This window comes from Micromonospora sp. NPDC050495, from assembly GCF_040655175.1.
Taxonomy (GTDB): Bacteria; Actinomycetota; Actinomycetes; order Mycobacteriales; family Micromonosporaceae; genus Micromonospora.
The window spans coordinates 1-24,864 of the sequence record NZ_JBFAJK010000006.1; the positions used below are offsets into that span (position 1 = coordinate 1).

The window sequence follows — 24,864 nt, forward strand, 5'->3', positions numbered from 1 at the left end:
CGTGGTCGTGCTCGTCGTCCAGGACGACCAGCACGTCCACGTCCACGTCGCTGTGCTCGGTGGCGGCCCGGCGGGCATGGCTGCCACGCAGCATGATCCCGACGACGGGACGGTCCGCGGCCTGCCGGAGACGGGCGGCCCAGTCGTCGAAGAATCCGGTCTCGGGCAACGGAGCGGGACCCACCGCGTCATCGTGCCGGACGTCCGATCTTCACCGCAATGACGGATGCCGGACGTGGTGTCCGGTGCGAACCTAGTGCCCGACCGTTCGCATTCCTGCCGGCGTGTACCTTTCCCCGGAGACCGAGCCGGCCGGGACCGCGGCACCGAGCCGGTCCCGCTGCTGCGGGGTGAGCCGGATGCCGGCCGCGGCGGCGTTCTCCTCGAGGTAGCGGACCCGCTTGGTGCCGGGGATCGGCAGGATGTCCTCACCCTGGGCGAGCAGCCAGGCCAGCGCGGCCTGGGCCGGGGTGCAGCCGAGCTCGGCGGCCACCTCGCGTACCGCCTCGACCAGCTTCACGTTGGCGTCGAGGTTGCCCTCGGCGAAGCGCGGCACGTTCCGCCGCCAGTCGTCGGCGGCGAGCTGCTCGCGGCTGGTGATCGCCCCGGTGAGCAGGCCCCGGCCGACCGGCGAGTAGGCCACCAGGGACACCCCGAGCTCCCGGCAGGTGTCCAGCATCTCGGCCTCGACGTCCCGGGTGAACAGCGAGTACTCGATCTGCACGGCGGCGATCGGGTGCACGGCGTGCGCGGCGCGCAGCGTCGCGGGACTGACCTCGGAGAGGCCGAGGAGGCGTACCTTGCCGGCCCGGACCAGGTCGGCCATCGCGCCGACGGTCTCCTCGATCGGCGTGTCCGGGTTGCGCCGGTGCAGGTAGTAGAGGTCGATGGTGTCCACGTCGAGTCGGCTCAGCGAGGCGTCACAGGCCTGCCTGGCCCAGGCCGCGCTGCTGTCCACGTACGCGCCGGGGGTGCCGGTGCCGGCGAAGCTGTCCCCGCTGGTCCGGTTGCCGAACTTGGTGGCCAGGAAGACCTCGTCCCGCCGCGCCCGCAGCACCGGGGCGAGCAGCCGCTCGTTGGCGCCCAAGCCGTACATGTCGGCGGTGTCGAGGTGGTCGATCCCCAGGTCGAGAGCCCGGTGCAGGGTACGCGTCGACTCGGCGTCGTCGGCGGTGCCGTAGGCGTAGCTCATGCCCATGCAGCCCAGCCCGATCGCCGAGACCTCCGGCCCGGTCGCACCCATCCGTCGCTTGATCAAGACAGCTCCTCCTCCGCCCGTCGGTACGCGTCGATCTTGTAATCGAGCACCTTGAGGTCCTCCGTCAGCTCGGCCATCCGGGCCAGCACCCGCCCCCGGTGCGCCTCGAAGAGCGCGCGCCGGGCGCCGAGTGTCCGGTCGCCCTGCCGGGCCAGTTCGGCGTAGCGGCGCATGTCCCGCACCGGCATCCCGGTGCGACGCAGCCGGGTGAGCAGGAACAGCCAGTTGACGTCGGACTCGGTGTAGCGCCGCCGGCCCGCCGAGTCCCGCCCCACCGGTGCGACCAGGCCCTCCTGCTCGTACCAGCGCAGGGTGTAGGTGGTCAGGCCGACCCGTTCCGCCGCCTCACCGACGGTGAGGCTCATCTCCCGCGTGCTGATGTCCACCCTCCCAGGCTTCCAGTTCGAGGGCACTCGAAGTCAACCTTGTGCGGCGGGACACAATTCAACTACCGTTGAGTTCATCACCTGATGAGTTTCGGAGGCGGCCATGGACGACGCGGTGTCGGTCCGTGACCTGGTGGTCGACCGGGGGCGGCGGCGGGTGCTCCAGGGCATCTCGTGCGCGGTGCCCCGCGGCACGGTCACCGGGTTGCTCGGGCCCAGCGGCAGCGGCAAGACCACCCTGATGCGCGCGATCGTCGGGGTGCAGCGGGTCTCCGCGGGCACGGTCACCGTGCTCGGACGGCCCGCCGGCGCGGCCGACCTGCGCCGCCGGGTCGGCTACCTGACCCAGGCCCCCAGCGTGTACGCCGACCTCACGGTCCGGGAGAACGCCCGCTACTTCGCCGCCCTGCACGGGCGCGACCACGCCCACGCCGACCAGACGGTCGCCGACGTCGGGCTGGCCGGCGCCGCCGGCCAACTGGTCGGCAACCTCTCCGGCGGCCAGCGCAGCCGCGCCTCGCTGGCCTGCGCCCTGGTCGGCGACCCCGAGCTGGTCATCCTCGACGAACCCACCGTGGGCCAGGACCCGGTGCTCCGGGCCGACCTGTGGGCCCGGTTCCACGCCATGGCCGCCGCGGGCACCACGCTGCTGGTCTCCAGCCACGTGATGGACGAGGCGGGCCGCTGCGACCGCCTGCTGCTCATCCGGGACGGCCGGCTGGTCGCCGACGACACCCCGGCCGCGGTCCGCGCCAGCACCGGCGTGGCCGACCTGGAGGAGGCGTTCCTCCGCCTGATCAAGGCGAGCGAGCAGGAGGCCAGCTCATGAACCCACGCATCCTCGCCGCCACCACCGGGCGGATCCTGCGCCAGCTCCGGCACGACAAGCGGACCGTGGCGCTGCTCGTCGTGGTCCCCACCGTGCTGCTCACGCTGGTCTACTTCATGTACGTCGACCAGCCCACCCCGCCGGGGCAGCCCACGCTCTTCGACCGGGTGGCGCTGGTCATGCTGGGCTTCTTCCCGTTCATCATCATGTTCCTGGTGACCAGCATCGCCATGCTGCGCGAGCGCACCACCGGCACGCTGGAACGGCTGCTCACCACCCCGCTGGGCAAGCTCGACCTGCTCTTCGGCTACGGCATCGCGTTCGGCCTGGCCGGTGTGGTCCAGGCCAGCGTCGCCTCGGCCGTGGCGTACTGGGTGTTCGACCTGACCACCGCCGGCAGTATCGGGCTCGTCATCATGATCGCCGCCGTCAACGCGGTGCTCGCCGTCGCGCTCGGGCTGTTCTGCAGCGCCTTCGCCCGCACCGAGTTCCAGGCCGTGCAGTTCATGCCGGTGGTGGTGCTGCCGCAGCTGCTGCTCTGCGGGCTCTTCGTGCCCCGCGGCGAGATGGCCGGCTGGCTCCAGGCGATCAGCGATGTGCTGCCCCTGTCGTACGCCGTCGAGGCGCTCCAGGAGGTCGGCGCGCACGCCGATCCGACCGCCACGATGTGGCGCGACGTGGCGATCGTGGCCGCGGCCGCGGTGGCCGCCCTGGTGCTCGCCGCCGCGACGCTGCGCCGGCGCAGCGGGTGATGGCCCGGCGCACCGGCCGGCGGCCCGGCAACCCGGACACCCGGGAGGCCATCCTCGCGGCGGCCCGGACGGCGTTCGCCGAGCGCGGCTTCGACGCCGCCTCGATCCGGACGATCGCCACCGCCGCCGGGGTGGACCCCGCGCTCGTGCACCACTACTTCGGCACCAAGGAGGAGCTGTTCCGGGCCACCGTGGCGATCCCGGTGGACCCGGCCGAGCTGGTGCCCCGGGTGTTGGCCGGGGGCCGGGACGAGGTCGGCGAGCGGCTGGTCCGCACCTTCCTGACGGCCTGGGACTCCCCGGTCGGCCCCGCCGCGGTGGCCCTGCTCCGCTCGGCGATGAGCAACCAGTGGACGGCCCGCCTGCTCCGCGAGTTCCTGGTCACCCAGATCCTGCGCCGGGTCGTCGACCAGCTCGACCTGGACCCGGCGGAGGTGCCGCTGCGGGGCGCGCTGGTGGCCACCCAGGTCGCCGGGCTGGCCATGATGCGGTACGTGATCCGCCTCGAACCGGTCGCCTCCGCGCCGGTGGACACCCTGGCCGCCACCATCGGCCCCACCCTCCAGCGCTACCTCACCGGCCCACTGGATCCGGGCTGAGGCGCGGGGCGCGCGGCCGGCAGCGCGGGGCGCGCGCCGGACAGCGCCGGGCTCGCCGGACGGGCCGCGGGCGGCGGGCGGCGCGCGACGGGCTGCGGGCGGCGGGCGGCGGGCTGCGGGCTGCGGGCGGCGGGCGGCGGGCGGCGGGCGGCCCTACGCTGCCGCGCACTGTGGAGCTGAGATCAGAAACGACTCGCGGCGCCGCCTGGACCAGCCGCGCCGGCGTTTCCAGCGGGTTGCCAGCCCATCCGCCGCGCCGTCGTGAGTCGTTCTTGATATCAGCTCCACAGGCGCCCAGCTGACACAACTCCCGCCGATGTGGAGGCGCGGGCGCCGCCAGCAGTGACGCTCACCACGGCCCTCACCCTGAGGATCGCCGCCGGTCGGGTTCCGGTGCCGGGGGCGGCAGGCACCGACCCCGCCGGGCACCCACCGGCAGGCAGACATCGAGCCGAGGGCTAGCGGGTCTGTTCGAGCCAGGAGGCGTAGAGCAGGGCGTAGACGGAGTCCGGATCCCGGAGCAGCACGTCGTGCGGGCCGCGCTGCACGATCCGGCCCCGGTCCACCACGATCACCTCGTCCGCCGCCTGTGCGGTGGAGAGCCGGTGGGCGATGGCCAGCGTGGTCCGGCCCCGGGTGACCGCGTCCAGGGTGCGCTGCAGGCGTACCTCGGTGGCCGGGTCGACGGCGCTGGTCGCCTCGTCGAGCACCAGCAGGTCCGGGTCGGCCACGTACGCCCGGGCCAGCGCGACGAGCTGCCGCTCGCCGACGCTCAGCGCCTCGCCGCGCTCCCCCACCTGGGTGTCCAGGCCGGCCGGCAGCCCGTCCAGCCAGTCGGCCAGGCCCAGCTCGGTGAAGGCCGCGGTGAGCTGCGCGTCGGTCAGCTCCGGCCGGGCGAAGCGGACGTTCTCCCCCACCGTGGTGTCGAAGAGGAAGCCGTCCTGCGGCACCATCACCACCCGGGAACGCAGCGAGTCGAAGCGCAGGTCGCGCAGCGGGACGCCGGAGAGCAGCACGTCGCCCTCGGTGGGATCCATCAGCCGGGTGAGCAGCTTGGCGAAGGTGGTCTTGCCGCTGCCGGTCTCGCCGACCACGGCCACCCGGCTCTTCGCCGGGATATCCAGAGCCACCTCGTGCAGCACCGGCGGCCCGCCGGGGTAGGCGAAGGTGACCCCGGCGAACCGGATGTCCAACGGCCCGGCCGGCAGCTCCCGACCCTGCTTTCCCGGGTCCGCCACGTCCGGGGCGACGTCCAGCACGTCCAGCACCCGACGCCAGCCGGCGATCGCGTTCTGCGCCTCGTTGAGCACCTCGGTGGCGATCTGCACCGGCTGGATGAAGAGCGTCACCAGGAACAGGAACGCGGTGAGCTGGCCGATCGACAGGGTGCGGTCCACGCCCAGGTTGACCCCGACCACCACCACGCCGGCCAGCGCCAGCCCGGCGGCCAGTTCCCCGACCGAGCTGCCCAGGATGCTGATCCGGATCGCCCTCTGCTGGGCCTGCCGCTGCCCCTCGATCGCCGTGTCGAGCCGCCGCGCGGTCCGCCCGGCGATGCCGTACGCCCGGATCACCGGGGCACCCACCACGCTCTCGCCGATCGTCCCGAGCAGCGTGCCCATCCGCTGCCGGACCAGGCCGTACGCGCCGGCGAGCCGGCGCTGCAGCAGCCGGATCACCAGCACCGCCGGGGCGAACGCGACGAGCACCACGAGGGTCAGCTGCCAGGAGTACGCGAGCATCACGGCGGTGGTGACCACGAGCTGGCCCAGGTTGACGATGAGGATCACGCCGCCCCACTGGAGGAACTGGGTGATCTGGTCGACGTCGCTGGTCACCCGGGAGACCAGCGAGCCGCGCCGCTCGGACTGCTGGTGCAGCATGGACAGGTCGTGCACGTGCCGGAACGCCCGGGTACGCACCGCGGCGAGGGCGGTCTCGCTGACCGTGAACAGCCGCCGCATCATCAGGTATCCGCAGGTGGTGGTGACCACCAGCACCGCGGCGGTGGCGATCACGGTCAGCGACACCACGTTCAGGTCGAGCCCGCCCACGATGCCGTGGTCGATGCCGCGCTGCACGGCCACCGGCACGGCGACCCGGCCGACCATGTAGATCAGCGCCAGCACCAGCGTGCCGGCCAGGCCGGTCCGCAGCTCCGGCGAGAGGGCCAGGCCGCGGCGCAGGGTCCGCCAGGTCGACTCGGTCGCCTCGGCCGGCCGGTCCGCCTCCACACTCGCGCTCACCGTGTCGGTCTCCGTTCGCGACTGCGGGGCTCGCAGACCCGGCTCACTCCTCGCGCTCACCGGTCAACCTCGATTTCCAGGCCGGAGGTCAGCGGGGTGACCTCGTCGTAGCTGTGCTGCTGCTCGCGTTCCTGCTCGGCCTGCTCGTACGCGGTCACCAGGTCGGCGTAGCCGGGCACGGTGGCCAGCAGTTCGGCGTGGGTGCCGCGGGCGAGCACCCGCCCGTGCTCCAGGTAGATCACCTCGTCGGCGAGGGCGATGGTGGCCCGCCGGTAGGCGACCACCAGGATCGAGGCGGGCGCGCCGCCGCCGTGATCCGGCGTCGGCGACCGGTGCTCCGGATCGGCCGACGTCCGCCCGGCCGGGGCGCGCAGCCCGGCCAGGATGGCCGCCTCGACCCGCGGGTCGACGGCGCTGGTGGCGTCGTCGAGCACCAGCAGCCGGGGGCGGCCGGCGAGCGCCCGGGCCAGGGTGAGCCGCTGCCGCTGCCCGCCGGAGAGCGAGGTGCCCCGCTCACCGACCATGGTGTCCAGCCCGTCGGGCAGGGCCGCCACGAACCCGTCCGCCTCGGCCAGCCGCAGCGCCGCCCAGACCTCGTCATCGCCGATGCCGGGGCGGTCCAGGCTGATGTTGGCCCGGACGGTGTCGTCGAAGACGAACGGCACCTGGGCCACCAGGGCCACGGTCGAGGCGAGCGACGCGGCGGTCAGCTCCCGCACGTCGACCCCGTCCACGGTGACCGTGCCCGCGCGCGGGTCGACCAGACGCACCGCCAGGGAGGCGATGGTGGACTTCCCGGCCCCGGTCGGCCCCACCAGGGCGACGGTCCGGCCGGCCGGCACGGTGAAGCTGACCTCGCCGAGCACCTCGGTGCCGGGCAGGTGCGCCTCGGCCGGCTCGTAGCCGAAGTGCACGTCGTGGAAGGCCAGGGTGGCCGGCGTCGGGGTGGCCGGGTCGAGGGTCCGGGTGCCGTACGGCATCTCGCCGGTGGCGTCGAGCACCCGGCGGACCCGGTCCCAGCCGGCGACGCTGCGCGGCAGCTCGGCCAGCACCCAGCCGATGGCGCGGACCGGGAAGGCCAGCACGGTGAAGAGGAAGGCGACGCTGACCAGCTCGGTGACGTTGATCGCGCCCTGCTGCAGCCGCACCGCGCCGACCACGAGCACGGCGAGGGTGCCGAGGCTGGGCAGGGTCTCCAGCATCGGGTCGAAGACGCCGCGCAGCTTGCCGACCGCGATCAGCGCGTCGCGCAGCTCGCCGGCGCGGGCGGCGAACCGGTCGGTCTCCTGGGCCTCGCGGCCCATCGTCTTGACCACCAGGGCGCCGTCGAAGCTCTCGTGCGCGATGCCGCTGACCTCGGCGCGCAACCGCTGGGCGCGGGCCTGGCGCGGGGCCATCCGGCGCGAGTAGACCACGTTGAGCGCGAACAGCGCCGGGAAGACCGCGAGGCCGACCAGGGCGAGCGCCCAGTCGGTGAGGAAGAGCGAGACCACCGCGCCGACCAGCATCACCAGGGTGCCGACCGCGAACGGCAGCGGCGCGATCGGGTACCAGGCCGCCTCCACGTCGGAGTTGGCGTTGGAAAGCAGGGTCCCGGTGGCGTTGCGGTGGTGCCAGGCCAGCGGCAGCTCGAGGTAGCGGCGGGTGACCCGGCGGCGGTACGCGGCCTGGAGCCGGTACTGCATGTAGCCGGCGCCGAGCCGGCGGCCGAAGATGCCGACCACCCGCAGCAGGCTGATCCCGAACAGCGCTGCGGCGGCCAGCGCGAGGGTGCCGCCGGCCACCGAGCCGCGGGCGATGGCCGGCACCACGACCTTGCCGACCACGCCGCCGATGACGTACGCGCTGGCGATGACCATGAGGCCGAAGAGCACGCTGCCGGTCACCGCGACCGCGAAGATCCGCGGTTGTTCCCGGATCGCTCGGCCGAGCACCCGAAACCCGCTGCCGAGGACGTCCCGACTTGTCCCGCTCGCCAACGTTCTCCCCCGCCGTAAGCCGCAATTTTGCCCCCTCATCCTTACCGGTCGAGGCGAGATCCGCCGACCCGGCAGGGATATGTCCACCGTCACGTCCCGCCGCGACCCCGCGGCGAGCAGGGCCGCGGGTGCGCCGCCGGCCGGGTGCCGCGATCCGGCGGTGCGGGGTGCCGCCGCGCCGGGCGAGCCGCCGGCCGCGTCCGGCCGTACGATCGGGGGATGCCGCGGTACGCCCGATCGGAGCGCGAGGCGCTGGCCGATCTGCTGCTGGACCTGGGACCGGAAGCGCCGACGATCAACGACGGGTGGACCACCCGCGACCTGGCCGCGCACCTGGTGGTGCGGGAGCGCCGGCCGGACGCCGCCGGGGGGATCGTGCTGCCGCCGCTGCGCCGCTACGGCGAGGCGGTCCGCCGGCGGCTGGCCGCCGGGCCGTACCCGGAGCTGGTGGCACGGGTCCGGCGGCCACCGCGGTGGAGCCCGGTGAGCAACCCGCTCACCGACGAGCTGGTCAACACCCTGGAGTTCTTCATCCACCACGAGGACGTGCGGCGGGCGCAGTCCGGTTGGCGCCCTCGGGATCTGCCGGCCGGGCTGAACGCGGCGCTGTGGCGGCGGGGGGCGCTGCTGGCCCGCACGGCGCTGCGCCGCTTCCCGGCGGACCTGCTGGTGCAGGCGCCCGGCTTCGGCGAGCGCAAGGTCGGCCGGGGCGGCGAGCGGCTGCGGCTGGTGGGCGCCCCGGGCGAGCTGGTGCTCTTCCTCTCCGGCCGGCAGCGGGTGGCCCGGGTACAGGTGGACGGGCCGGCGGCGCCGGCCGAGCGGCTGCGGAGCGCCCCGCTGGGCTTCTGACCAGGACGATCGGGGATCGACCGGCCGCCGTGGTCGCCGGGTCTGGGGCCGCCGCCCCGCGGCGGAATGTGAAATCACCTCACCCCCATCGACCGTGCCGAATGCCGGTGCCGTACGCTCCTGCCCGCCGCCCACCGCCGGGGCGGCGAGACGAGGGAGCACGGATGCGGAGCTTCGCGGTCTCGGCCCTGCGCGAGCCGCCCTTTCCGGCCCGCCGGCACGCCGCCGTCGAGCTGGCGGCCGGGGCGAGCCTCGGGTGGGCGCGCGACCTGGGCCTGGTCGGCACTCCGGACGCCCTGCGCCGCCTCGGCGGGGCCAGCCCCGCGGAGCTGGCCGCCCGGGCCTGCCCGGACGCGCCGGTGGATCGGCTGTGCCTGCTCAGCGACCTGATCACCTGGCTGTTCGTGCTGGACGACGCCTGCGACGAGGACGGCCTGGCGGCCAGTCCGACCCGGCTCGCGCCGGTGGTGGCGGGACTGCTCACGGTGCTCGACCGGCACGGTGACCCGGACGTGCCGCGCCCGACCGGGTCCGGCCCGCTCGGGCTGGCCCTGGACGACCTCTGCCGGCGGGCCCGCGCCCGGCAGCGGCCCACCCTGCTGCTGCGCCTGGTCAGCCAGCTCCGCGAGTACCTGCTCGCGCTGCTCTGGGAGGCGGCCAACCGGGAGCACCAGCGGGTGCCCGGGGTGGCCGAGTACGTCCAGATGCGCCGGCACACCGGCGGGGTGGGCCCCAGCTTCACCCTCACCGACCTGGCCCATGACGCGTTGCCGAGCGCCGGGCGCCGGGCCGATCCCGCCCTGACCGCCCTGGACGCCCTCGCCGCCGACCTGGTCTGCTGGTGCAACGACCTCTTCTCGTACGGCAAGGAGCGCAGCGGCGAGCGGGACGGGCACAACCTGGTCGCCACGATCATCGCCGAGGGCGGGCGGGACGAGCAGGACGCCCTGCACGCCGCGGCCGCCCGGTTCAACGAGGCGCTGGCCGGATACGCCGAACGCGAGGCCGTGCTGGCCGCCGAGGGCGACGAAGGGGTCCGGGCCTTCCTCGCCACCCGCCGCAACTGGATCCGGGCCACCTACGACTGGTCGCTGGCCGCCACCCGGTACGCCTGATCGGCGTACCCCGCCGGTGGCGGGCGGTCGACGCAGGCCAGGAGGGCTAGCCGCTGCGCGGGTCGAGGCAATACTCTTCGGTAACCGCAGAACGGCGTGACCCCCGTCACGTCCCTCCACCCTGAAGGCGGCTACAGCGATGGCTCTCGATGTACCGTACCGTTCCGTACCCGACATGTTTCTCAAGCGCGTGGCGGACTCCCCCGACCGGCACGCCTTCGCCCATCCCGCCCCGGACGACTCGGGGCCGGTCTGGCTGACGTGGGAGCAGGTCGGGCAGCGCGCCAAGGCCATCGCGGCCGGGCTGCACGGGCTCGGTGTCGGCCTGGAGGATCCGGTGGCGATCCTGGCGAACACCCGGCTCGACTGGGCGCTCGCCGACTTCGGCATCATGTGCGCCGGCGGCGCCACCACCACCGTCTACCCGACCACCGAGCCGGAGGACGCGGCGTACATCATCGCCGACTCCGGCTCGAAGGTGGTCTTCGCCGAGAACCCGGCCCAGGCGGCCAAGCTCGCCGGCGCGGCACTGCCGGCGCTGACCCACGTGGTGCTCTTCGACGGCGAGCCGGACCCGGCCGCCGCCGTCGCGCAGCTCACCCTGGCCCAGCTCGAGGAGCGGGGGGCGCAGGCCCTGGCCAACGAGCCCGACCTGATCGACATGCTGGTGGCCGGGATCGGCCCGGACCACCTGGCCACCCTGATCTACACCTCGGGCACCACCGGCCGGCCCAAGGGCGTCGAGCTGCTGCACGGCGGCTGGTGCTGGGAGGGGGTGGCGCAGGCCGAGCTGGGCCTGCTGCACGTCGACGACCTGCAGTACCTCTGGCTGCCGCTGTCCCACTCGTTCGGCAAGACGCTGCTCTGCGGCGCCACCCACGTCGGCCTGCCCACCTACGTCGACGGCCGGGTGGACAAGCTGGTCGAGCTGCTCGGGGTGATCCGCCCGACGCTGATGTGCGGCGCGCCCCGGGTCTTCGAGAAGGTCTACAACAAGGCGGTCACCACCGCGCAGAGCGCCGGCGGCGCGAAGGCCAAGATCTTCGCCTGGGGCGTCCGGGTGGGCAAGGAGAAGGTCGCGCTGGAGCAGGCCGGCAAGCCGGTGCCCGGCGGCCTCAAGCTCAAGTACGCGCTGGCCGAGAAGCTGGTCTTCAGCAAGCTCCAGGCCCGGCTCGGCGGCCGGATGCGGGTGCTGGTCTCCGGCGCGGCGCCGCTGAGCCAGGAGATCGCCACCTTCTTCGCGGCCGCGAACCTGCCCATCTCCGAGGGGTACGGCCTCACCGAGACCAGCGCCGGCGCGTTCGTCAACCCACCCGACGGGCTGAAGATCGGCAGCGTGGGCCGGGCCATGGGCGACCTGGAATGCCGGATCGACACCGACGGCGAGATCCTGGTCCGCGGCAAGCCGGTCATGCGCGGCTACCACAACCTCCCCGAGGAGACGGCCGCGGCCTTCACCGAGGACGGCTTCTTCCGTACCGGGGACATCGGCAGCCTCGACGACGACGGCTACCTGCGCATCACCGACCGGAAGAAGGACCTGGTCAAGACCTCCGGCGGCAAGTACATCGCGCCGTCGCACATCGAGGGCATGTTCAAGGCCGTCTGCCCGTACACCTCGCAGGCGGTGGTGATCGGGCAGGCCCGCAACTACTGCACCATGCTGGTCACCCTCGACCCGGACGCAATCAAGGGGTGGGCCGCCGGCACCCCGCTGGAGGGGCGCGACTACACCGACATCGTCACCTCGCCGGAGGCGCAGGCGATGGTCGAGGGGTACGTGGCCGAGCTGAACGCCAGGCTCAACCGCTGGGAGACGATCAAGAAGGTGACCATCCTCCCCCGGGATCTCACCATCGAGGACGGCGAGGTCACCCCGTCGCTGAAGATCAAGCGCCGGAGCGTGGAGACCAACTTCGCCGGCGAGATCGACAAGATGTACGCGGGCACCCTCGCCGAGCTGTAGCGAGCTGCCGCCGCGCCCGGCGGCCGTGCCCCTCCGTCCCGGGGTGCGGCCGCCGCCGCGTACCGCCCGCCCGGCGCGGTCACCGGTGGTGCCGCCGCCGCGTGCCGGCCGGCACGGTCACAGGTGGTGCCGCCGCCAGCGGCTGTGCTCGGTCTCCGCGGCGATCTGCTCCTCCAGCGCGAGGTGCCGGACCTGGCGCCGCCGGCCGTCCTCGCTGAGCGTCTCGACGGCCACCCCGACGGTGGTGATCAGCGCCAGCAGGCCGAGCGCGGCCAGCTCCGGGATCGGCGCGGCGAACGGGGCGACGACCGCCAGCACCGCCACGGTGCCGACCAGCGACCAGCGCACGTCGTGCAGGGCCACCAGCGCGCAGCCGGCCAGGCTGAGCAGGTAGAGAGCCACCCCGCCGTAGAAGACGGCGACCCAGAAGCCGCCCAGCGGCGCCCCCCAGGTGGGGGTGGTCGGCTCGGCCACCTCGGCGAGCAGGTCCTTGAGGCCGAGCGCGAAGAGGATGTCGCCGCTGATCAGCGGCAGGTGCAGGAACGTGTACACGTTTCGGGACAGCCGGCGTCGCACGGCCGGGTCACGGGCCCGGTGCAAGGCCTGTTCCAGCGCATCGGCCAGGGTGTCGAAGTAGGCCCACCAGAGCACCGCCACGATCGCGATGCCGAGCAGCGCGCCGACCGCCACCGGTCCGGCGAGCGGCAGGCCGGTCTTCGGACCGAGCCCGAGCGCGATGATCGACTCGCCGAGCGCCAGGAGCACCATCAGTGCGTGCCGTTCCGCCCAGTGCCCGGCCGAGGTCACCACCCACCACCGTCGGGCCAGGATGGTCCCGCCGACGTACTCCACCACGATCGCCACCGTCCAGAGGGCCAGTTGCAGCAGCACGGCGGTTCGCCGGTCGGCGAGCCGGGCCGGCACGGTGCCGGCGACCACCAGCAGCGCGGTGGCCGTCGTCGGCACCAGCGCGCGCGGCAGCAGCGACTGGCGTCGGGCCGGGTGGGTGCGCTCCACCCAGCCGAAGACCGCGAGCTGGGTCAGCCGGATCACGAGGTAGCAGGCGGCGAAGACCAGCGGGCCGTTCAGCCCGCCGGGGCGGTCGACGAACGCCGACGGCACGCTGAGCACCAGCAGGAAGGTGGCGCCCACCGTGATGAAGCCGACCACCGGCAGCACGCCCTGATCGGCGCGGACCGCGTTGCCCAGGCGGACGAAGCTGCTCCACGACCACCAGAGCAGGGCCAGCACCAGCAGACAGCGGTAGAGATTGGCCGGGGTGAGCCGGGTGGCGGTCAGGGTGGTGACGTTGAGGAACGCGAACACGAAGACCAGGTCGTAGAAGAGCTCCACCCGGCTGGTCCGGGCGCCCGGCCCGGCGAGCCGCACGACCCGCGACCACCGGCCACCCCCGCCGTTCCCCACCCGGGCAGTCTGCGCAGCGTCGGCCCCGCGCCGGTGCCGATCCGGCGAACCGTACCGGAACGGGGCCGGCCGCCAGGCCCGCTCAGGCGATGACCGAGGGTTCCCGCCACTGGGGGCGGCCGGTCCGGTCCAGGTCGTACCGGACCGCCGCGAGCCGGCCGACCGCCTCCACCAGGTCCGCGGCGGGCAGGGTGAAGGGCAGCCGCAGGAATCGTTCCAGGGTGCCGTCCAGGCCGAACCGGGGTCCGGGCGCCAGGCGTACGCCGACCTCCTCGGCGGCGCGGGCCAGCGCGCTGGAGATCGGGCCGTCCAGCTCGACCCAGAGCGTGACCCCGCCGCGCGGGATGCTGACCCGCCAGTCCGGCAGCCGCTCGCCCAACGCCCCGACCAGGGCGTCGCGCTGGGCGGCGAGTTGGGCCCGCCGGGCGGCCACGATGGCCGGCGCGTCGCCGAGCAGGTGCACCGCGACGAGCTGGTCGAGCACCGGGCTGGCCATGTCGACGCCGACCCGGGCGGCGGCGAGCCGTTGCACCTGCGGCGCGGAGGCCCGCACCCAGCCGATCCGCAGCCCGCCCCAGTACGGCTTGCTCATCCCGCCGATGCTGATCACCCGGCTGTGCCGGTCGTAGGTGGCCACCGGCGGGGGCAGCTCGGTGCCGTCCAGCGGCAGGTCCACGAAGGACTCGTCGATGACCAGGTCGGTGCCGGCCGCGTGGGCCGCGCCGACCAGCCGCTCGCGCAGCTCGGCGCCCATCAGGTGGCCGGTGGGGTTCTGGAACTCCGGGATCAGGTAGGCCAGCTTCGGCCGGCCCTGCCGGATGCTGCCCAGCAGCAGGTCGGCGTCCCAGCCGTCGCCGTCGGTGGCCAGCCCGTGGGTGGTGATCCGGGCCCGCCGGGCGGCGAGCGCGGCGAGCGCGTTGGGATAGGTCGGCGACTCCACCAGCACCCCGCCGCCGGGCGCCAGCGCCAGCCGCAGCACCAGATCCAGCGCGTGCTGGGTGCCGCTGGTGACCATGATCTGTTCGGGGCTGGTCGGCAGCCCCCGGGCGGTGTACGACCGGGCCACCGCCTCGCGCAGCTCGACGATGCCGGTCGGGTGGTAGCCCGCGCCGCCGAGGTAGCGGGGCAGGTCCTCGGCGGCGGCCCGAGCCGCCGGCACCAGCTGCGGCGGGGCGGCGAGCGCGGCCACCCCGAGGTCGATCATGTCCCGGTCGTCGAGCGGCGTCCACAGCCCGGTGCTGGCCACCCGGTGGGTGCCGGGCAACATGGTCCAGCTCCCGGCGCCCCGGCGGCTGGCCAGGTGCCCGCTCTCGCGCAGCTCCCGGTAGGCGGCGGTGACCGTGGTCCGGCTGATCCGCAGCGCCTCGGCCAGCTCCCGTTCGGCCGGCAGGCGTACCCCGAGCGGGAGCCGGCCGTCGGCGAGCAGGCCCCGGACGGCGGCGGCGAGCGCCGCGTAGTCGGGGCTGCGCCGGCGGCCGGGGAGCGCATGCCACTGACCCAGGAGCCGCGCCAATTGGCTGCCGCGCACCTGACTGGTCATGGCCACCCCTCTCAAATTGGCTCTGTCTCGACCGAGATTGGCACCTAGGGTGGCATGCATGGCACCGATTGGCAATCTGCGGTACCGGCCGGTCCGGCGGCTGACCCAGCTCTACGCCGGGCTCGTCCTGTACGGCGTCAGCATGGCGCTGATGGTCCGGTCCGGCCTCGGCCTCGACCCGTGGGACGTCTTCCACCAGGGGCTGGCCCGCCAGACCGGCCTCACCATCGGCACCGTCACCATCGCGGTCGGCGCCCTGGTCCTGCTGCTCTGGATCCCGCTGCGGCAACGCCCCGGGCTCGGCACGGTCAGCAACGTGGTGGTGATCGGCCTCGTGGTGGATGCCACCCTGGCCCTGCTGCCCGCCGGCGGCGGGCTGCCGGTCCGGATCGGCCTGCTGGTCGTGGCGATCGTCGCCAACGGCGCGGCCACCGGGCTCTACCTGGGCGCGGCCCTCGGGCCCGGCCCGCGCGACGGCCTGATGACCGGGTACGTGGCCCGCCGCCCCGGCCGTTCGATCCGGCTGGTCCGCACCGCCATCGAGGTCACCGTGCTCGCGCTCGGCTGGCTGCTCGGCGGCACCGTCGGCGTCGGCACCGTGGCGTACGCGCTGGCCATCGGGCCGCTCGCCCAGCGGTTCATCCCGCTCTTCGCGGTGCCGCCGGAGCCGACCGGGCCCACCGCCGGGCAGCCCGTGCTGGGCCGGGCCACCCGGCCGGCCGGCGAGGCGGCCTGATCGTCGCGGGCCTCGCCGCCATTTCCGGCGATCGCCACGCTCGGTGACCGACGGCGGGCCGAACGCCACCGGATGGGACGGCAGGCACCCCCGGTGAGCTGCGGTGACGTCCCGGGGTGAAACCAGGTGTTTTCTCCGCCGTCAACGCCGGGCATCATTCGTTCATGACGGAGAACGGATGGCGCTGGACCGACGCCTGGATCTTCGTCTCGCTGGTGATCGCGAGCGGAGCCGGACGGCACCGACGCTCGGCCACCACCCGGCGGCCCGAGGGGGTCCGGCTGGCCGACGTCCTCTCCACGGCCGACCATCTCAACCGGGCCATCCCCGAGCGGCACGAGGTGGAGAGCGCCGTCCGCCGGCTGGTCGGAGCCGGCCTGGTCAGCGTCTCGGACGGCTGGTTCCGGATCACGCCGGACGGCGAGCAGCTGTGGCGCAGCCGGCCCAGCGCCGGCTACGGGACCATGGTGGACACGGTGCAGGGCGTGCTCACCCGGCGGCACAGCCCCGGTGAGGCCGACTGGTGCCTCGACGAGGACGACCACGCCGCCGCCGTGCAGGAGTACGCGGTCCGCTCGATCCCGATGCCGCGCCGCTCCCCTGAGGGGCACTCCGGCCGGCCCTGACCCACCCGGGTCCGACGCCGCCCCGGCCGCGCCGCCTGTTCACCAGGCCGCGGCACGCGCGGTCAGCGGACCGGGTGACCCGCGCCGCGCAGCGCGTCCTTGACCTCGCCGACGGTGAGCTCGCCGAAGTGGAAGACGCTGGCCGCGAGCACCGCGTCGGCGCCCGCGCCGATGGCCGGCGGGAAGTGCGCGACCCGGCCGGCGCCGCCGCTGGCGATCACCGGCACGTCCACCACGGCCCGCACGGCCTGGATCAGCGGCAGGTCGAAGCCGGCCTTGGTGCCGTCGGCGTCCATCGAGTTGAGCAGAATCTCCCCGGCGCCCAGCTCGGCCCCCCGCCGGGCCCACTCCACCGCGTCGAGGCCGGTGCCGCGCCGGCCGCCGTGGGTGGTCACCTCGAAGCCGCTGGGCGTGCCGCCGGCCGGGGCGCGGCGCACGTCGAGGGAGAGCACCAGCACCTGGCGGCCGAACCGCTCGGCGATCTCGGCGATCAGCTCGGGGCGGGCGATCGCGGCGGTGTTCACCCCGACCTTGTCGGCCCCGGCGCGCAGCAGCGTGTCGACGTCGGCGACCTGCCGGACGCCGCCGCCCACGGTGAGCGGGATGAAGACCGACTCGGCGGTACGCCGGACCACGTCGAGCATCGTCCCGCGGTCGCTGGCGGAGGCGGTGACGTCGAGGAAGGTGAGCTCGTCCGCGCCGGCCCGGTCGTACGCCGCGGCCAGTTCCACCGGGTCGCCGGCGTCGCGCAGGTCGAGGAAGTTGACGCCCTTGACCACCCGCCCGGCATCCACGTCCAGGCAGGGGATCACGCGTACCGCCACGGTCATGCCGGGAAGCCTATCCAATCGGTGCGGGGCGGCGGCCGGCATGTGTGGCCGGCCACCGCCCCGACGGGTGGGCCAGGTGCCTACGGCGGGGGCCCCGGCGCTGCCGCGGACGGCGAGCGCGGGGGCCCTTTCCTCACACCCGGACGAGCATCTTGCCCAGGTTCTCGCCGCGCAGCATGCCGAGGAACGCCTCCGGGGCGTGCTCGATGCCGTCGACCACGGTCTCGTCGTAGCTGAGCTTCCCGTCGCGCAGCCAGTCCGCCGTCTCCCGGACGAACTGCTCGCGCAGGTGGTTGTGGTCGCCGACCAGGAAGCCGCGCAGGGTCAGCCGCTTGCCGATCAGCAGGGCCAGGTTGCGCGGGGCGGCGGGCGGCTCGGTGGCGTTGTACTGCGCGATCATGCCGCAGATCGCGGCCCGGCCGTGCAGGTTCATCGCCCCGATGGCGGCCTCCAGGTGCTCGCCGCCGACGTTGTCGAAGTACACGTCGATCCCGTCCGGGGCGGCGGCCTTGAGCTGCCCGTACACCGGGCCGTCGTGGTAGTCGAAGGCGGCGTCGAAGCCGAGCGCCCGCAGCCGCTCGACCTTGGCCGGCGAGCCAGCGCTGCCGATGACCCGGCCCGCGCCGCGCAGCTTGGCGATCTGGCCCACCATGCTGCCCACCGCGCCGGCCGCGCCGGAGACGAAGACGGTCTCGCCGGGCCGCATGGCGGCCACGTCGAGCAGCCCGGCGTACGCGGTGAGCCCGGTCATCCCCAGCACGCTCAGGTACGCGCTGACCGGCGCGAGGTCCGGGTCGATCTTCCGGGCGGCCCTGGCGTCGAGCAGCGCGTACTCGCGCCAGCCGAGACCGTGCAGCACGGTGTCGCCGGGGGCGAAGCCCTCGGCCTCGCTGGCCAGCACCTCGCCGACCGCGGCGCCGTCGAGCGGGGCGTCGAGCGCGAACGGCGGCACGTACGACTTGACGTCGTTCATTCGGCCGCGCATGTAGGGGTCGACGGAGATGAACCGGTTGCGGACCACGAGCTGGCCGGGGCCGGGGGTCGGCACCTCGGTGGTGACCAGCCGGAAGTTCTCCGCGGTCGGCCAGCCCTGCGGGCGGGAGGCCAGGTGGATCTCCCGGTTGCCGCTCATCGGGTCTCCCGCAGCGTCAGGGCGACGTCGAGGTTGCCCCGGGTCGCGTTCGAGTACGGGCAGACCTGGTGGGCCGCCTCGACCAGCCGCTCGGCGGCGTCGCGTTCGACGGCGGGCAGGTCCACCACGAGGGTGACGGCCAGGCCGAAGCCGCCGGCGCCGTTCGGGCCGATGCCCACCTCGGCCTCGACGACCGAGCCGGCGACGTCCGCCTTGGCCCGGCGGGCGACCAGCCGCAGCGCCGAGTGGAAGCAGGCCGCGTAGCCGGCGGCGAAGAGCTGCTCGGGGTTAGCCGCGCCGCCGGCGCCGCCCATCTCCTTCGGCACCGCCAGGTCGAGGTCGAGCGTGTCGTCGGAGGTGCGGACGTGGCCGTCGCGGCCGTCGCCGGTGGCCCGGGCGGACGCGGTGTAGAGCACCTGCATGGTGGTCACTGCTCCTTCTGTCGGTGGATCGTCTCGGTGACCCGGGTGAGGGTGTCGCGCAGGGCGACCAGCTCGGCCTCGGTGAGGCCGGTGGCGCGGGCCACCCGTCGGGGCACCTCGTCCATCCGCTCGCGCAGCGCCCGGCCCGCCCCGGTGAGGTGCACCTCGACCCGGCGCTCGTCCCGCGCGGCCCGGACCCGCGCCACCAGGCCGGCCGTCTCCAACCGCTTGAGCAGCGGGGAGAGCGTGCCGGAGTCCAACCGGAGCCGGTTGCCCAGCTCGGAGACGGTGGGCGCGTCGTCGCCGCACTCCCAGAGCACGAGCAGCACCAGGTACTGCGGGTAGGTCAGGCCGTGCGCGTCGAGGATGGGCCGGTAGACGTCGGTGAGGGCGCGCGACGCCGCGTAGAGGGCGAAGCACACCTGCCGGCGCAGCACCAGGTCATCGATCACCCGACGAACGGTAGTGCGCAATCGAGTTGTGCACAACCAATCTGGGCGCGGAGTGACCTCCCCCACCCGGCGCCGCCCGGCTCAGCGACCGTCCGGCAGGTACGCCTCCAGCTCGACCTCCACCAGGTGATCGGGGTCGATCAGGCCGGCCACCACCACCATGGTCGCCACCGGACGGACCGCCCCGAAGACCGCGTTGTGCGCCAGCCCCACCTCGTCGGCGTAGAGCCGGTCGGTCACGTACATCCGGGTCCGGATCACGTCGCCCGGCTCCGCGCCCACCTCGGCCAGCGCGTCCAGGCCGATCCGCAGCGCCTGGGCGGTCTGCGCCGCCGCGTCCCCGACGTGCGCCACCCGACCGTCCACCGTGGCCGTGCAGCCGGCGGTGATCGCCAGGTTCCCGACCCGCACCACCCGCGCGTAGCCGTACCGCGCCTCCCACGGGCCACCGGAGCCGAGCCGGGTCACGATCGCGTCCGCCGGCCCGGCGGCGCCGCCCGCGACGGCGGTCACGCCCCGGCCCGCAGGGTCGCCAGCGCCTCGGCGACGGTGAACGCGCCCGCGTAGAGCGCCTTGCCGGCGATGACCCCCTCCACCCCGATCGACTCCAGGGTGGCCAGGGCGCGCAGGTCGTCCAGGGTGGACACGCCACCGGAGGCGATCACCGGGGCGTCGGTGCGCGAACAGACCTCGCGCAGCAGGTCCAGGTTGGGCCCGCGCATGGTGCCGTCCTTGGTGATGTCGGTGACCACGTAACGCGCGGCGCCGGCCTTCTCCAGCCGCTCCAGCACCTCGTACAGGTCACCGCCGTCGCGGGTCCAGCCGCGCGCGGAGAGGGTACGGCCCCGCACGTCCAGCCCGATCGCCACCCGGTCGCCGTACTCGCCGCAGACCCGGTCACACCACTGCGGGTCCTCCAGCGCGGCGGTGCCGATGTTGACCCGGGCCGCCCCGGTGCCCAGCGCGGCCTGCAACGACTCGTCGTCCCGGATGCCGCCGGAAAGCTCCACCCGCACGTCGAGCTGCCGGACCACCTCGGCGAGCAGGTGCGCGTTGCTGCCCCGGCCGAACGCGGCGTCCAGGTCGACCAGGTGGATCCACTCGGCCCCGTCCGCCTGCCAGGCGAGGGCGGCCTCCAGCGGGTCGCCGTACGCGGTCTCACTGCCGGCGGCGCCCTGCACGAGCCGGACGGCCTGGCCGTCAGCGACGTCCACGGCGGGTAACAGGGTCAAGCTCAACGTTCTCTCCTCGCATCAGGTACGACGGTCCAGCGCGATCACCACGATCGCCGGCAGGACCAGCAGCAACAGCACGACCAGCACCAGACGCAGCGCCAGGTCGTCGACGAAACTCCAGATGCCGGCCAGCGCCGCCGCGGTGAGCAGCACGATGGCGGCCCGTTCCCCCCGGCTGTGCCGGCGCAGCCGTCCCGTCCGGCCACGCCGCAGCGCCGGCGTCAACCGGCGGGCCAGCGCCCGGCGGCGTGCCCGCCGGTCCTCCCGGCGGGCACGAGCGGCCCGCTCGGCCGCCAACCGGGCCTCGCGGGCCTCCCGGCGGCGGGCCCGCTCCTTGCTCACCGCGCGCTCACAGCGCGGCGAGCCAGTTGCGCAGCAACGCGGCCCCGGTGTCGGCCGACTTCTCCGGGTGGAACTGGGCTGCCGAGAGCGCGCCCCGCTCCACCCCGGCGACAAAATCGGCGCCGTGCTGCGCCGTGGTGACGGTGGCGCCGGCCGCGGCCAGCCCGGCCGGGTCGGTCACCCCGTAGGAATGGACGAAGTAGAACCGGGCGTCGGCCGGCAGGCCGGCGAAGAGCACCGAGCCGGCCGGGGCGTCGACGGTGTTCCAGCCCATGTGCGGCAGCCGGGCGGCCGGCAGCTTCGTCACGCCACCCGGCAACAGGCCGAGCCCCTTGGTCACCACGCCGTGCTCGTCGCCGTGCTCGAAGAGCACCTGCATGCCGACGCAGATGCCCAGGACCGGGCGGCCGGCGGCCACCCGCTCGGCGATGACCGGGCCGGCGCCCAGCGTCTCGATCCCGGCCATACACGCGGCGAACGCGCCGACGCCCGGCACCACCAGGCCGTCCGCCCGGGCCGCCGCGGTCAGGTCGTCGGTCACGGTGACCTCCGCGCCGGCGCGCGCCAGGGCCCGCTCGGCCGAACGCAGGTTGCCCGAGCCGTAGTCGAGCACCACCACCCGCCGGCTCATCCGGTCACCCCGCTCCGCTCGCCGGCCGCACCGGCGGTCCGGCCACCACGCTCGCTCATCAGCCATCCCCGGGCAGCAGCCGGAGCAGCCCGCCGACCGTGGCCAGCACGGCCAGCAGGCCGGTGATCACCACGGCCGCCCGCGGCGCGCCCTGCCGGTACAGCGACCACGTGCCACCCACCAGCACCCCGGCCAGGATCAGCAGCAACGTGGTCAGCACCGGCGCCATCAGCGCTCACCTCCGTCAGCGACCGCGGGGCTCCGCTGCGCTGCACTCCTCGCGCTCATCAGAGCCCCTCCTTCATTCGCGACTGCGGGGCTCCGCTGCGCTGCACTCCTCGCGCTCATCAGAGCGCGCCCTTCGTGCTGGGGATCGCGCCGGCGTTGCGCGGGTCGATCCCGGTCGCCTCGCGCAGCGCCCGGGAGACCGCCTTGAACTGCGCCTCGACCACGTGGTGGGCGTCCGGGTGGCCGCCCGGCCGGGCCGCCCGCAACACATCCACGTGCAGGGTGATCCGGGCCGCCTGGCCGAACGACTCCCAGATGTGCCGGGTCATGCTGGTCGGGTAGACCGGCCCGATGTACGGCGCGAGCACCGGCTCGTCGTGCAGCACGTACGGCCGGCCGGAGAGGTCGACCGCGGCCCGGACCAGCACCTCGTCCATCGGGACGGTGGCCGAGCCGTACCGCCGGATGCCGGCCTTGTCCCCCAGCGCCTGGTCGAACGCGGCGCCCAGGGCCAGCGCGGTGTCCTCCATCGTGTGGTGGGCGTCGATCTCCAGGTCGCCGAGGGTGTGCACGGTCAGGTCGAAGCCGCCGTGCCGGGCGATCTGGTGCAGCATGTGATCGTAGAAACCGACGCCGGTCTCGATGTCGGCCTTGCCGGTGCCGTCGAGGTCGATCTCGACGAGGACCTTGGTCTCCTTGGTGATCCGCTCCACCCGGGCGGTCCGGCTCATTGCTCGCCTTTCGGTCGCGACTGCGGGGCTCGCAAGCTCACTCCTCGCGCTGCCACTACAGCTCCTCCATTGCGGACAAGAAGGCATCGGTCTCGGCGGGGGTGCCGGCGGTGACCCGCAGCCAGCCGGGCAGGCCGACGTCGCGGACCAGCACACCGGCGTCGAGCAGGGTACGCCAGGCGGCAGCCTGGTCGCCGCCGACCTCGAAGAGGACGAAGTTGGCGTCGCTGTCGGCGACCCGGTGCCCGCGGGCGCGCAGCTCGGCCACGATCCGGTCCCGCTGCCGCATGATCGCGGTGACGGTGCCGAGCAGGGCTTCCCGGTGCGCCAGCGCCGCCCGCGCGGCGGCCTGGGTGAGCGCGGAGAGGTGGTACGGCAGCCGGACCAGCTGCACCGCGGCCACCACCGCCGGGTCGGCGGCCAGATAGCCCAGCCGGCCGCCGGCGAACCCGAACGCCTTGCTCATGGTGCGGGTGACCACCAGCCGCGGATGGCCGGGCAGCACGGCGAGCGCGCTGACCGTGCCCGGCCGGGCGAACTCGGCGTACGCCTCGTCCACGATCACCATGCCGGGCGCCTCGGCCAGCACGGCGGCGACCACCGTGGGGTCGAGCGCGGTGCCCGTCGGGTTGTTCGGCGAGCAGAGGAAGACCACGTCGGGCCGGTGCGCCCGGACCTGGGCCACCGCCTCGTCGGCGGTCAGCCCGAAGTCGGCGTCGCGGGCGGCCGGGATCCAGCCGGTGCCGGTGCCGAGCGCCAGCAGCGGATGCATCGAGTACGCCGGGGTGAAGCCGAGCGCGGTGCGGCCCGGCCCGCCGAACGCCTGGAGCAGCTGCTGCTGGATCTCGTTGGAGCCGTTGGCCGCCCAGACCTGGTCGACGGTGAGCCCGTGGCCGAGGTATTCCGCCAGGTCGGCGCGGAGCGCCACGGCGTCGCGGTCCGGGTAGCGGTTGAGGTCGCGCAGCTCGGCGGAGAGGGCCTTGCCGATCGCCTCCACCACCGGCTCCGGCACCGGGTAGGAGTTCTCGTTGGTGTTCAACCGGACCGGCACGTCCAGCTGCGGCGCCCCGTACGGCGTCAGGCCCCGCAGGTCGTCCCGGATCGGCAGGTCGTCCAGCGCGGTCATGCCGCCACCTCGCTCCGGTCGAGGACGCCCGGCGGCGGGCCGGGCCGGCGGGTACGCCCCGTCACGAGCCGGCCCCCGGGAAGCGCGCGCTGACCGCCTGGCCGTGCGCCGGCAGGTCCTCGACCCCGGCCAGGGTGACCACGTGCGGGGCCACCTCACGCAGCGCCTCCTGGCTGTATTCCACCAGGTGGATGCCGCGCAGGAAGGACTGCACCGACAGCCCCGAGGAGTGTCGGGCGCAGCCGCCGGTGGGCAGCACGTGGTTGGAGCCGGCGCAGTAGTCACCGAGCGACACCGGCGACCACGCGCCCACGAAGATCGCCCCGGCGTTGCGGACCCGCAGCGCCCACTCGCGGGCGTCCACGGTCTGGATCTCCAGGTGCTCGGCCGCGTACGCGTCGACCACCCGCAGCCCCGCCTTGAGGTCGTCGACGAGGACCACGCCGCTCTGCTCGCCGCCCAGTGCGGTGCCGATCCGCTCGGCGTGCTTGGCGGCCGGCACCTGCCGGGCCAGCTCGACGTCGACCGCGTCGGCGAGCGCCACCGACGGGGTGACCAGCACGCTGGCGGCGAGCGGGTCGTGCTCGGCCTGGCTGATCAGGTCGGCGGCCACGTGCACCGGGTCGGCGGTGTCGTCGGCCAGGATGGCGATCTCGGTGGGGCCGGCCTCGGCGTCGATGCCGACCACGCCGCGCAGCAGCCGCTTGGCGGCGGTGACCCAGATGTTGCCCGGACCGGTGATCATGTCGACCGGCTCGCAGCGCTCCGCGCCGTCCGGGTCGACGTCGGCGCCGTACGCCAGCATGGCCACCGCCTGGGCGCCGCCGACGGCGTACACCTCGTCGACGCCGAGCAGCGCGCAGGCGGCGAGGACCCGCTGGTCGGGCAGGCCGCCGTTCTCCTTCTGCGGCGGGCTGACCACCACCAGCGAGCGCACCCCTGCCGCCTGGGCGGGGACCACGTTCATCACCACGGTCGACGGGTACATGGCCAGGCCACCGGGGACGTAGAGACCGACCCGGTCGACCGGCACCCAACGCTCGGTCACCGTGCCGCCCGGCACCACCTGGGTGGTGTGGTCGGTGCGCCGCTGGTCGGCGTGCACCCGGCGGGCCCGGGTGATCGACTCCAGCAGCGCGGCCCGGACCTGCGGATCGAGGCTGCCCTCGGCGGCCCGGATCGTCTCGGCCGGCACCCGCAGGCGCTCCGGGGAGACGCCGTCGAACCGTTCGCTCGCCTCGCGGATCGCCGGGTACCCATGCTCCCGGACCGCCTCCACGAGCGGGCGGATCCGCTCGACGGCCACGGAGACGTCGAGCTGGGCACGGGGCAGCAGGTGGCGCGGGTCACGGAACCCGCCGCGCAGGTCGATCCGGTTCAGCACCCTTGGAGTCTAGGCGGCCCGCCGCCGGCGCCGCCCACGCCGCCC

The 24,864-nt window shown here is 74.4% G+C and carries 26 protein-coding genes and 1 pseudogene; 8 read left to right on the forward strand and 19 right to left on the reverse strand.

Features of this window, described 5'->3' with window-relative positions:
- From AB0I11_RS09250 to AB0I11_RS09260, 3 genes and pseudogenes are all read right to left on the reverse strand, one after another.
- Positions 1–184 (reverse strand): annotated as a pseudogene (locus AB0I11_RS09250) (phosphoribosyl-AMP cyclohydrolase); the annotation flags it as partial.
- Positions 185–253: 69 nt separating this feature from the next.
- Entirely contained in the window at positions 254–1,258 is a 1,005-nt protein-coding gene (locus AB0I11_RS09255) for an aldo/keto reductase (RefSeq protein WP_357315938.1), read from the reverse strand.
- On the reverse strand, positions 1,255–1,644 hold the full coding sequence (locus tag AB0I11_RS09260) for a MerR family transcriptional regulator (RefSeq protein WP_357315941.1): 390 nt from the start codon (positions 1,642–1,644) through the stop codon (positions 1,255–1,257). Before AB0I11_RS09260 ends, AB0I11_RS09255 begins: the two co-directional genes overlap by 4 nt.
- A 103-nt stretch (positions 1,645–1,747) precedes the next feature.
- Here AB0I11_RS09260 and AB0I11_RS09265 point away from each other — a divergent pair, with 103 nt between their 5' ends.
- From AB0I11_RS09265 to AB0I11_RS09275, 3 genes are read left to right on the forward strand one after another with little or no spacing between them, the layout of a single operon-like run.
- The gene (locus AB0I11_RS09265; RefSeq protein ID WP_357315945.1) at positions 1,748–2,473 is read left to right on the forward strand and encodes an ABC transporter ATP-binding protein; all 726 of its coding nucleotides are present in this window, start codon (positions 1,748–1,750) and stop codon (positions 2,471–2,473) included.
- The gene (locus AB0I11_RS09270; RefSeq protein WP_357315948.1) at positions 2,470–3,225 is read left to right on the forward strand and encodes an ABC transporter permease; all 756 of its coding nucleotides are present in this window, start codon (positions 2,470–2,472) and stop codon (positions 3,223–3,225) included. Before AB0I11_RS09265 ends, AB0I11_RS09270 begins: the two co-directional genes overlap by 4 nt.
- Entirely contained in the window at positions 3,225–3,824 is a 600-nt protein-coding gene (locus AB0I11_RS09275; RefSeq protein WP_357315951.1) for a TetR family transcriptional regulator, read from the forward strand. Before AB0I11_RS09270 ends, AB0I11_RS09275 begins: the two co-directional genes overlap by 1 nt.
- A 458-nt stretch (positions 3,825–4,282) precedes the next feature.
- On the opposite strand, the gene AB0I11_RS09280 is transcribed toward AB0I11_RS09275, so the two are convergent.
- Together AB0I11_RS09280 and AB0I11_RS09285 are read right to left on the reverse strand one after the other, a co-directional pair.
- On the reverse strand, positions 4,283–6,070 hold the full coding sequence (locus AB0I11_RS09280; protein ID WP_357315954.1) for an ABC transporter ATP-binding protein: 1,788 nt from the start codon (positions 6,068–6,070) through the stop codon (positions 4,283–4,285).
- Positions 6,071–6,126: 56 nt separating this feature from the next.
- Positions 6,127–8,049 carry an ABC transporter ATP-binding protein gene (locus AB0I11_RS09285; protein ID WP_357315957.1) on the reverse strand — a complete coding sequence of 641 codons (1,923 nt, stop codon included), beginning with the start codon at positions 8,047–8,049 and terminating at the stop codon, positions 6,127–6,129.
- 219 nt (positions 8,050–8,268) lie between these two features.
- Between AB0I11_RS09285 and AB0I11_RS09290 the strand changes: the two genes are divergently transcribed.
- The 3 genes from AB0I11_RS09290 (at position 8,269) to AB0I11_RS09300 (ending at position 11,979) form a co-directional block, all read left to right on the forward strand.
- A complete protein-coding gene (locus AB0I11_RS09290; protein ID WP_357315960.1) occupies positions 8,269–8,898 on the forward strand; it encodes a TIGR03085 family metal-binding protein in 630 nt (209 codons plus the stop codon).
- Positions 8,899–9,062: 164 nt separating this feature from the next.
- Positions 9,063–10,013, forward strand: coding sequence for a terpene synthase (locus tag AB0I11_RS09295; protein WP_357315963.1), 951 nt, complete (start codon positions 9,063–9,065; stop codon positions 10,011–10,013).
- Positions 10,014–10,152: 139 nt separating this feature from the next.
- Positions 10,153–11,979 carry a long-chain fatty acid--CoA ligase gene (locus AB0I11_RS09300; RefSeq protein ID WP_357315966.1) on the forward strand — a complete coding sequence of 609 codons (1,827 nt, stop codon included), beginning with the start codon at positions 10,153–10,155 and terminating at the stop codon, positions 11,977–11,979.
- A gap of 117 nt (positions 11,980–12,096) precedes the next feature.
- Here the strand turns inward: AB0I11_RS09300 and AB0I11_RS09305 are convergent, their stop codons facing one another.
- Positions 12,097–13,404 carry a low temperature requirement protein A gene (locus AB0I11_RS09305; protein ID WP_357315969.1) on the reverse strand — a complete coding sequence of 436 codons (1,308 nt, stop codon included), beginning with the start codon at positions 13,402–13,404 and terminating at the stop codon, positions 12,097–12,099.
- 82 nt (positions 13,405–13,486) lie between these two features.
- Complete coding sequence (locus AB0I11_RS09310) at positions 13,487–14,944, reverse strand: PLP-dependent aminotransferase family protein (RefSeq protein ID WP_357315972.1); 1,458 nt, start codon at positions 14,942–14,944, stop codon at positions 13,487–13,489.
- A gap of 58 nt (positions 14,945–15,002) precedes the next feature.
- Between AB0I11_RS09310 and AB0I11_RS09315 the strand changes: the two genes are divergently transcribed.
- On the forward strand, positions 15,003–15,680 hold the full coding sequence (locus tag AB0I11_RS09315; protein ID WP_357315975.1) for a hypothetical protein: 678 nt from the start codon (positions 15,003–15,005) through the stop codon (positions 15,678–15,680).
- Between the two features lie 164 nt (positions 15,681–15,844).
- The gene (locus tag AB0I11_RS09320; protein WP_357315977.1) at positions 15,845–16,306 is read left to right on the forward strand and encodes a hypothetical protein; all 462 of its coding nucleotides are present in this window, start codon (positions 15,845–15,847) and stop codon (positions 16,304–16,306) included.
- A gap of 62 nt (positions 16,307–16,368) precedes the next feature.
- Here AB0I11_RS09320 and hisF read toward each other — a convergent pair whose 3' ends face one another.
- From hisF to hisD, 12 genes are all read right to left on the reverse strand, one after another.
- Positions 16,369–17,136 (reverse strand): imidazole glycerol phosphate synthase subunit HisF, encoded by a 768-nt coding sequence (gene hisF, locus AB0I11_RS09325; protein ID WP_357315980.1) that lies wholly within the window; start codon positions 17,134–17,136, stop codon positions 16,369–16,371.
- Between the two features lie 133 nt (positions 17,137–17,269).
- The gene (locus AB0I11_RS09330) at positions 17,270–18,268 is read right to left on the reverse strand and encodes an NADP-dependent oxidoreductase (protein ID WP_357315983.1); all 999 of its coding nucleotides are present in this window, start codon (positions 18,266–18,268) and stop codon (positions 17,270–17,272) included.
- Complete coding sequence (locus tag AB0I11_RS09335; RefSeq protein WP_357316565.1) at positions 18,265–18,690, reverse strand: organic hydroperoxide resistance protein; 426 nt, start codon at positions 18,688–18,690, stop codon at positions 18,265–18,267. The genes AB0I11_RS09330 and AB0I11_RS09335 overlap by 4 nt, the downstream gene beginning before the upstream one ends.
- Before the next feature lie 5 nt (positions 18,691–18,695).
- Positions 18,696–19,142, reverse strand: a complete 447-nt coding sequence (locus tag AB0I11_RS09340) for a MarR family transcriptional regulator (protein ID WP_357315986.1) — start codon at positions 19,140–19,142, stop codon at positions 18,696–18,698.
- Positions 19,143–19,223: 81 nt separating this feature from the next.
- Complete coding sequence (locus tag AB0I11_RS09345) at positions 19,224–19,655, reverse strand: RidA family protein (protein WP_357315989.1); 432 nt, start codon at positions 19,653–19,655, stop codon at positions 19,224–19,226.
- A complete protein-coding gene (gene priA, locus AB0I11_RS09350) occupies positions 19,652–20,380 on the reverse strand; it encodes a bifunctional 1-(5-phosphoribosyl)-5-((5-phosphoribosylamino)methylideneamino)imidazole-4-carboxamide isomerase/phosphoribosylanthranilate isomerase PriA (RefSeq protein WP_357315992.1) in 729 nt (242 codons plus the stop codon). Before priA ends, AB0I11_RS09345 begins: the two co-directional genes overlap by 4 nt.
- Before the next feature lie 15 nt (positions 20,381–20,395).
- Positions 20,396–20,719, reverse strand: coding sequence for a hypothetical protein (locus AB0I11_RS09355; RefSeq protein ID WP_357315995.1), 324 nt, complete (start codon positions 20,717–20,719; stop codon positions 20,396–20,398).
- A 7-nt stretch (positions 20,720–20,726) separates the two neighbouring features.
- Positions 20,727–21,350, reverse strand: a complete 624-nt coding sequence (gene hisH / locus AB0I11_RS09360) for an imidazole glycerol phosphate synthase subunit HisH (RefSeq protein WP_357315998.1) — start codon at positions 21,348–21,350, stop codon at positions 20,727–20,729.
- 58 nt (positions 21,351–21,408) lie between these two features.
- Positions 21,409–21,579: a hypothetical protein gene (locus AB0I11_RS09365; RefSeq protein WP_357316002.1), complete on the reverse strand. Its 171-nt coding sequence runs from the start codon at positions 21,577–21,579 to the stop codon at positions 21,409–21,411.
- Between the two features lie 118 nt (positions 21,580–21,697).
- On the reverse strand, positions 21,698–22,309 hold the full coding sequence (gene hisB / locus AB0I11_RS09370) for an imidazoleglycerol-phosphate dehydratase HisB (protein WP_046569734.1): 612 nt from the start codon (positions 22,307–22,309) through the stop codon (positions 21,698–21,700).
- Positions 22,310–22,364: 55 nt separating this feature from the next.
- A complete protein-coding gene (locus AB0I11_RS09375) occupies positions 22,365–23,435 on the reverse strand; it encodes a histidinol-phosphate transaminase (RefSeq protein ID WP_357316007.1) in 1,071 nt (356 codons plus the stop codon).
- 61 nt (positions 23,436–23,496) lie between these two features.
- On the reverse strand, positions 23,497–24,819 hold the full coding sequence (gene hisD, locus AB0I11_RS09380) for a histidinol dehydrogenase (protein WP_357316010.1): 1,323 nt from the start codon (positions 24,817–24,819) through the stop codon (positions 23,497–23,499).
- Between the last annotated feature and the right edge of the window lie 45 nt (positions 24,820–24,864).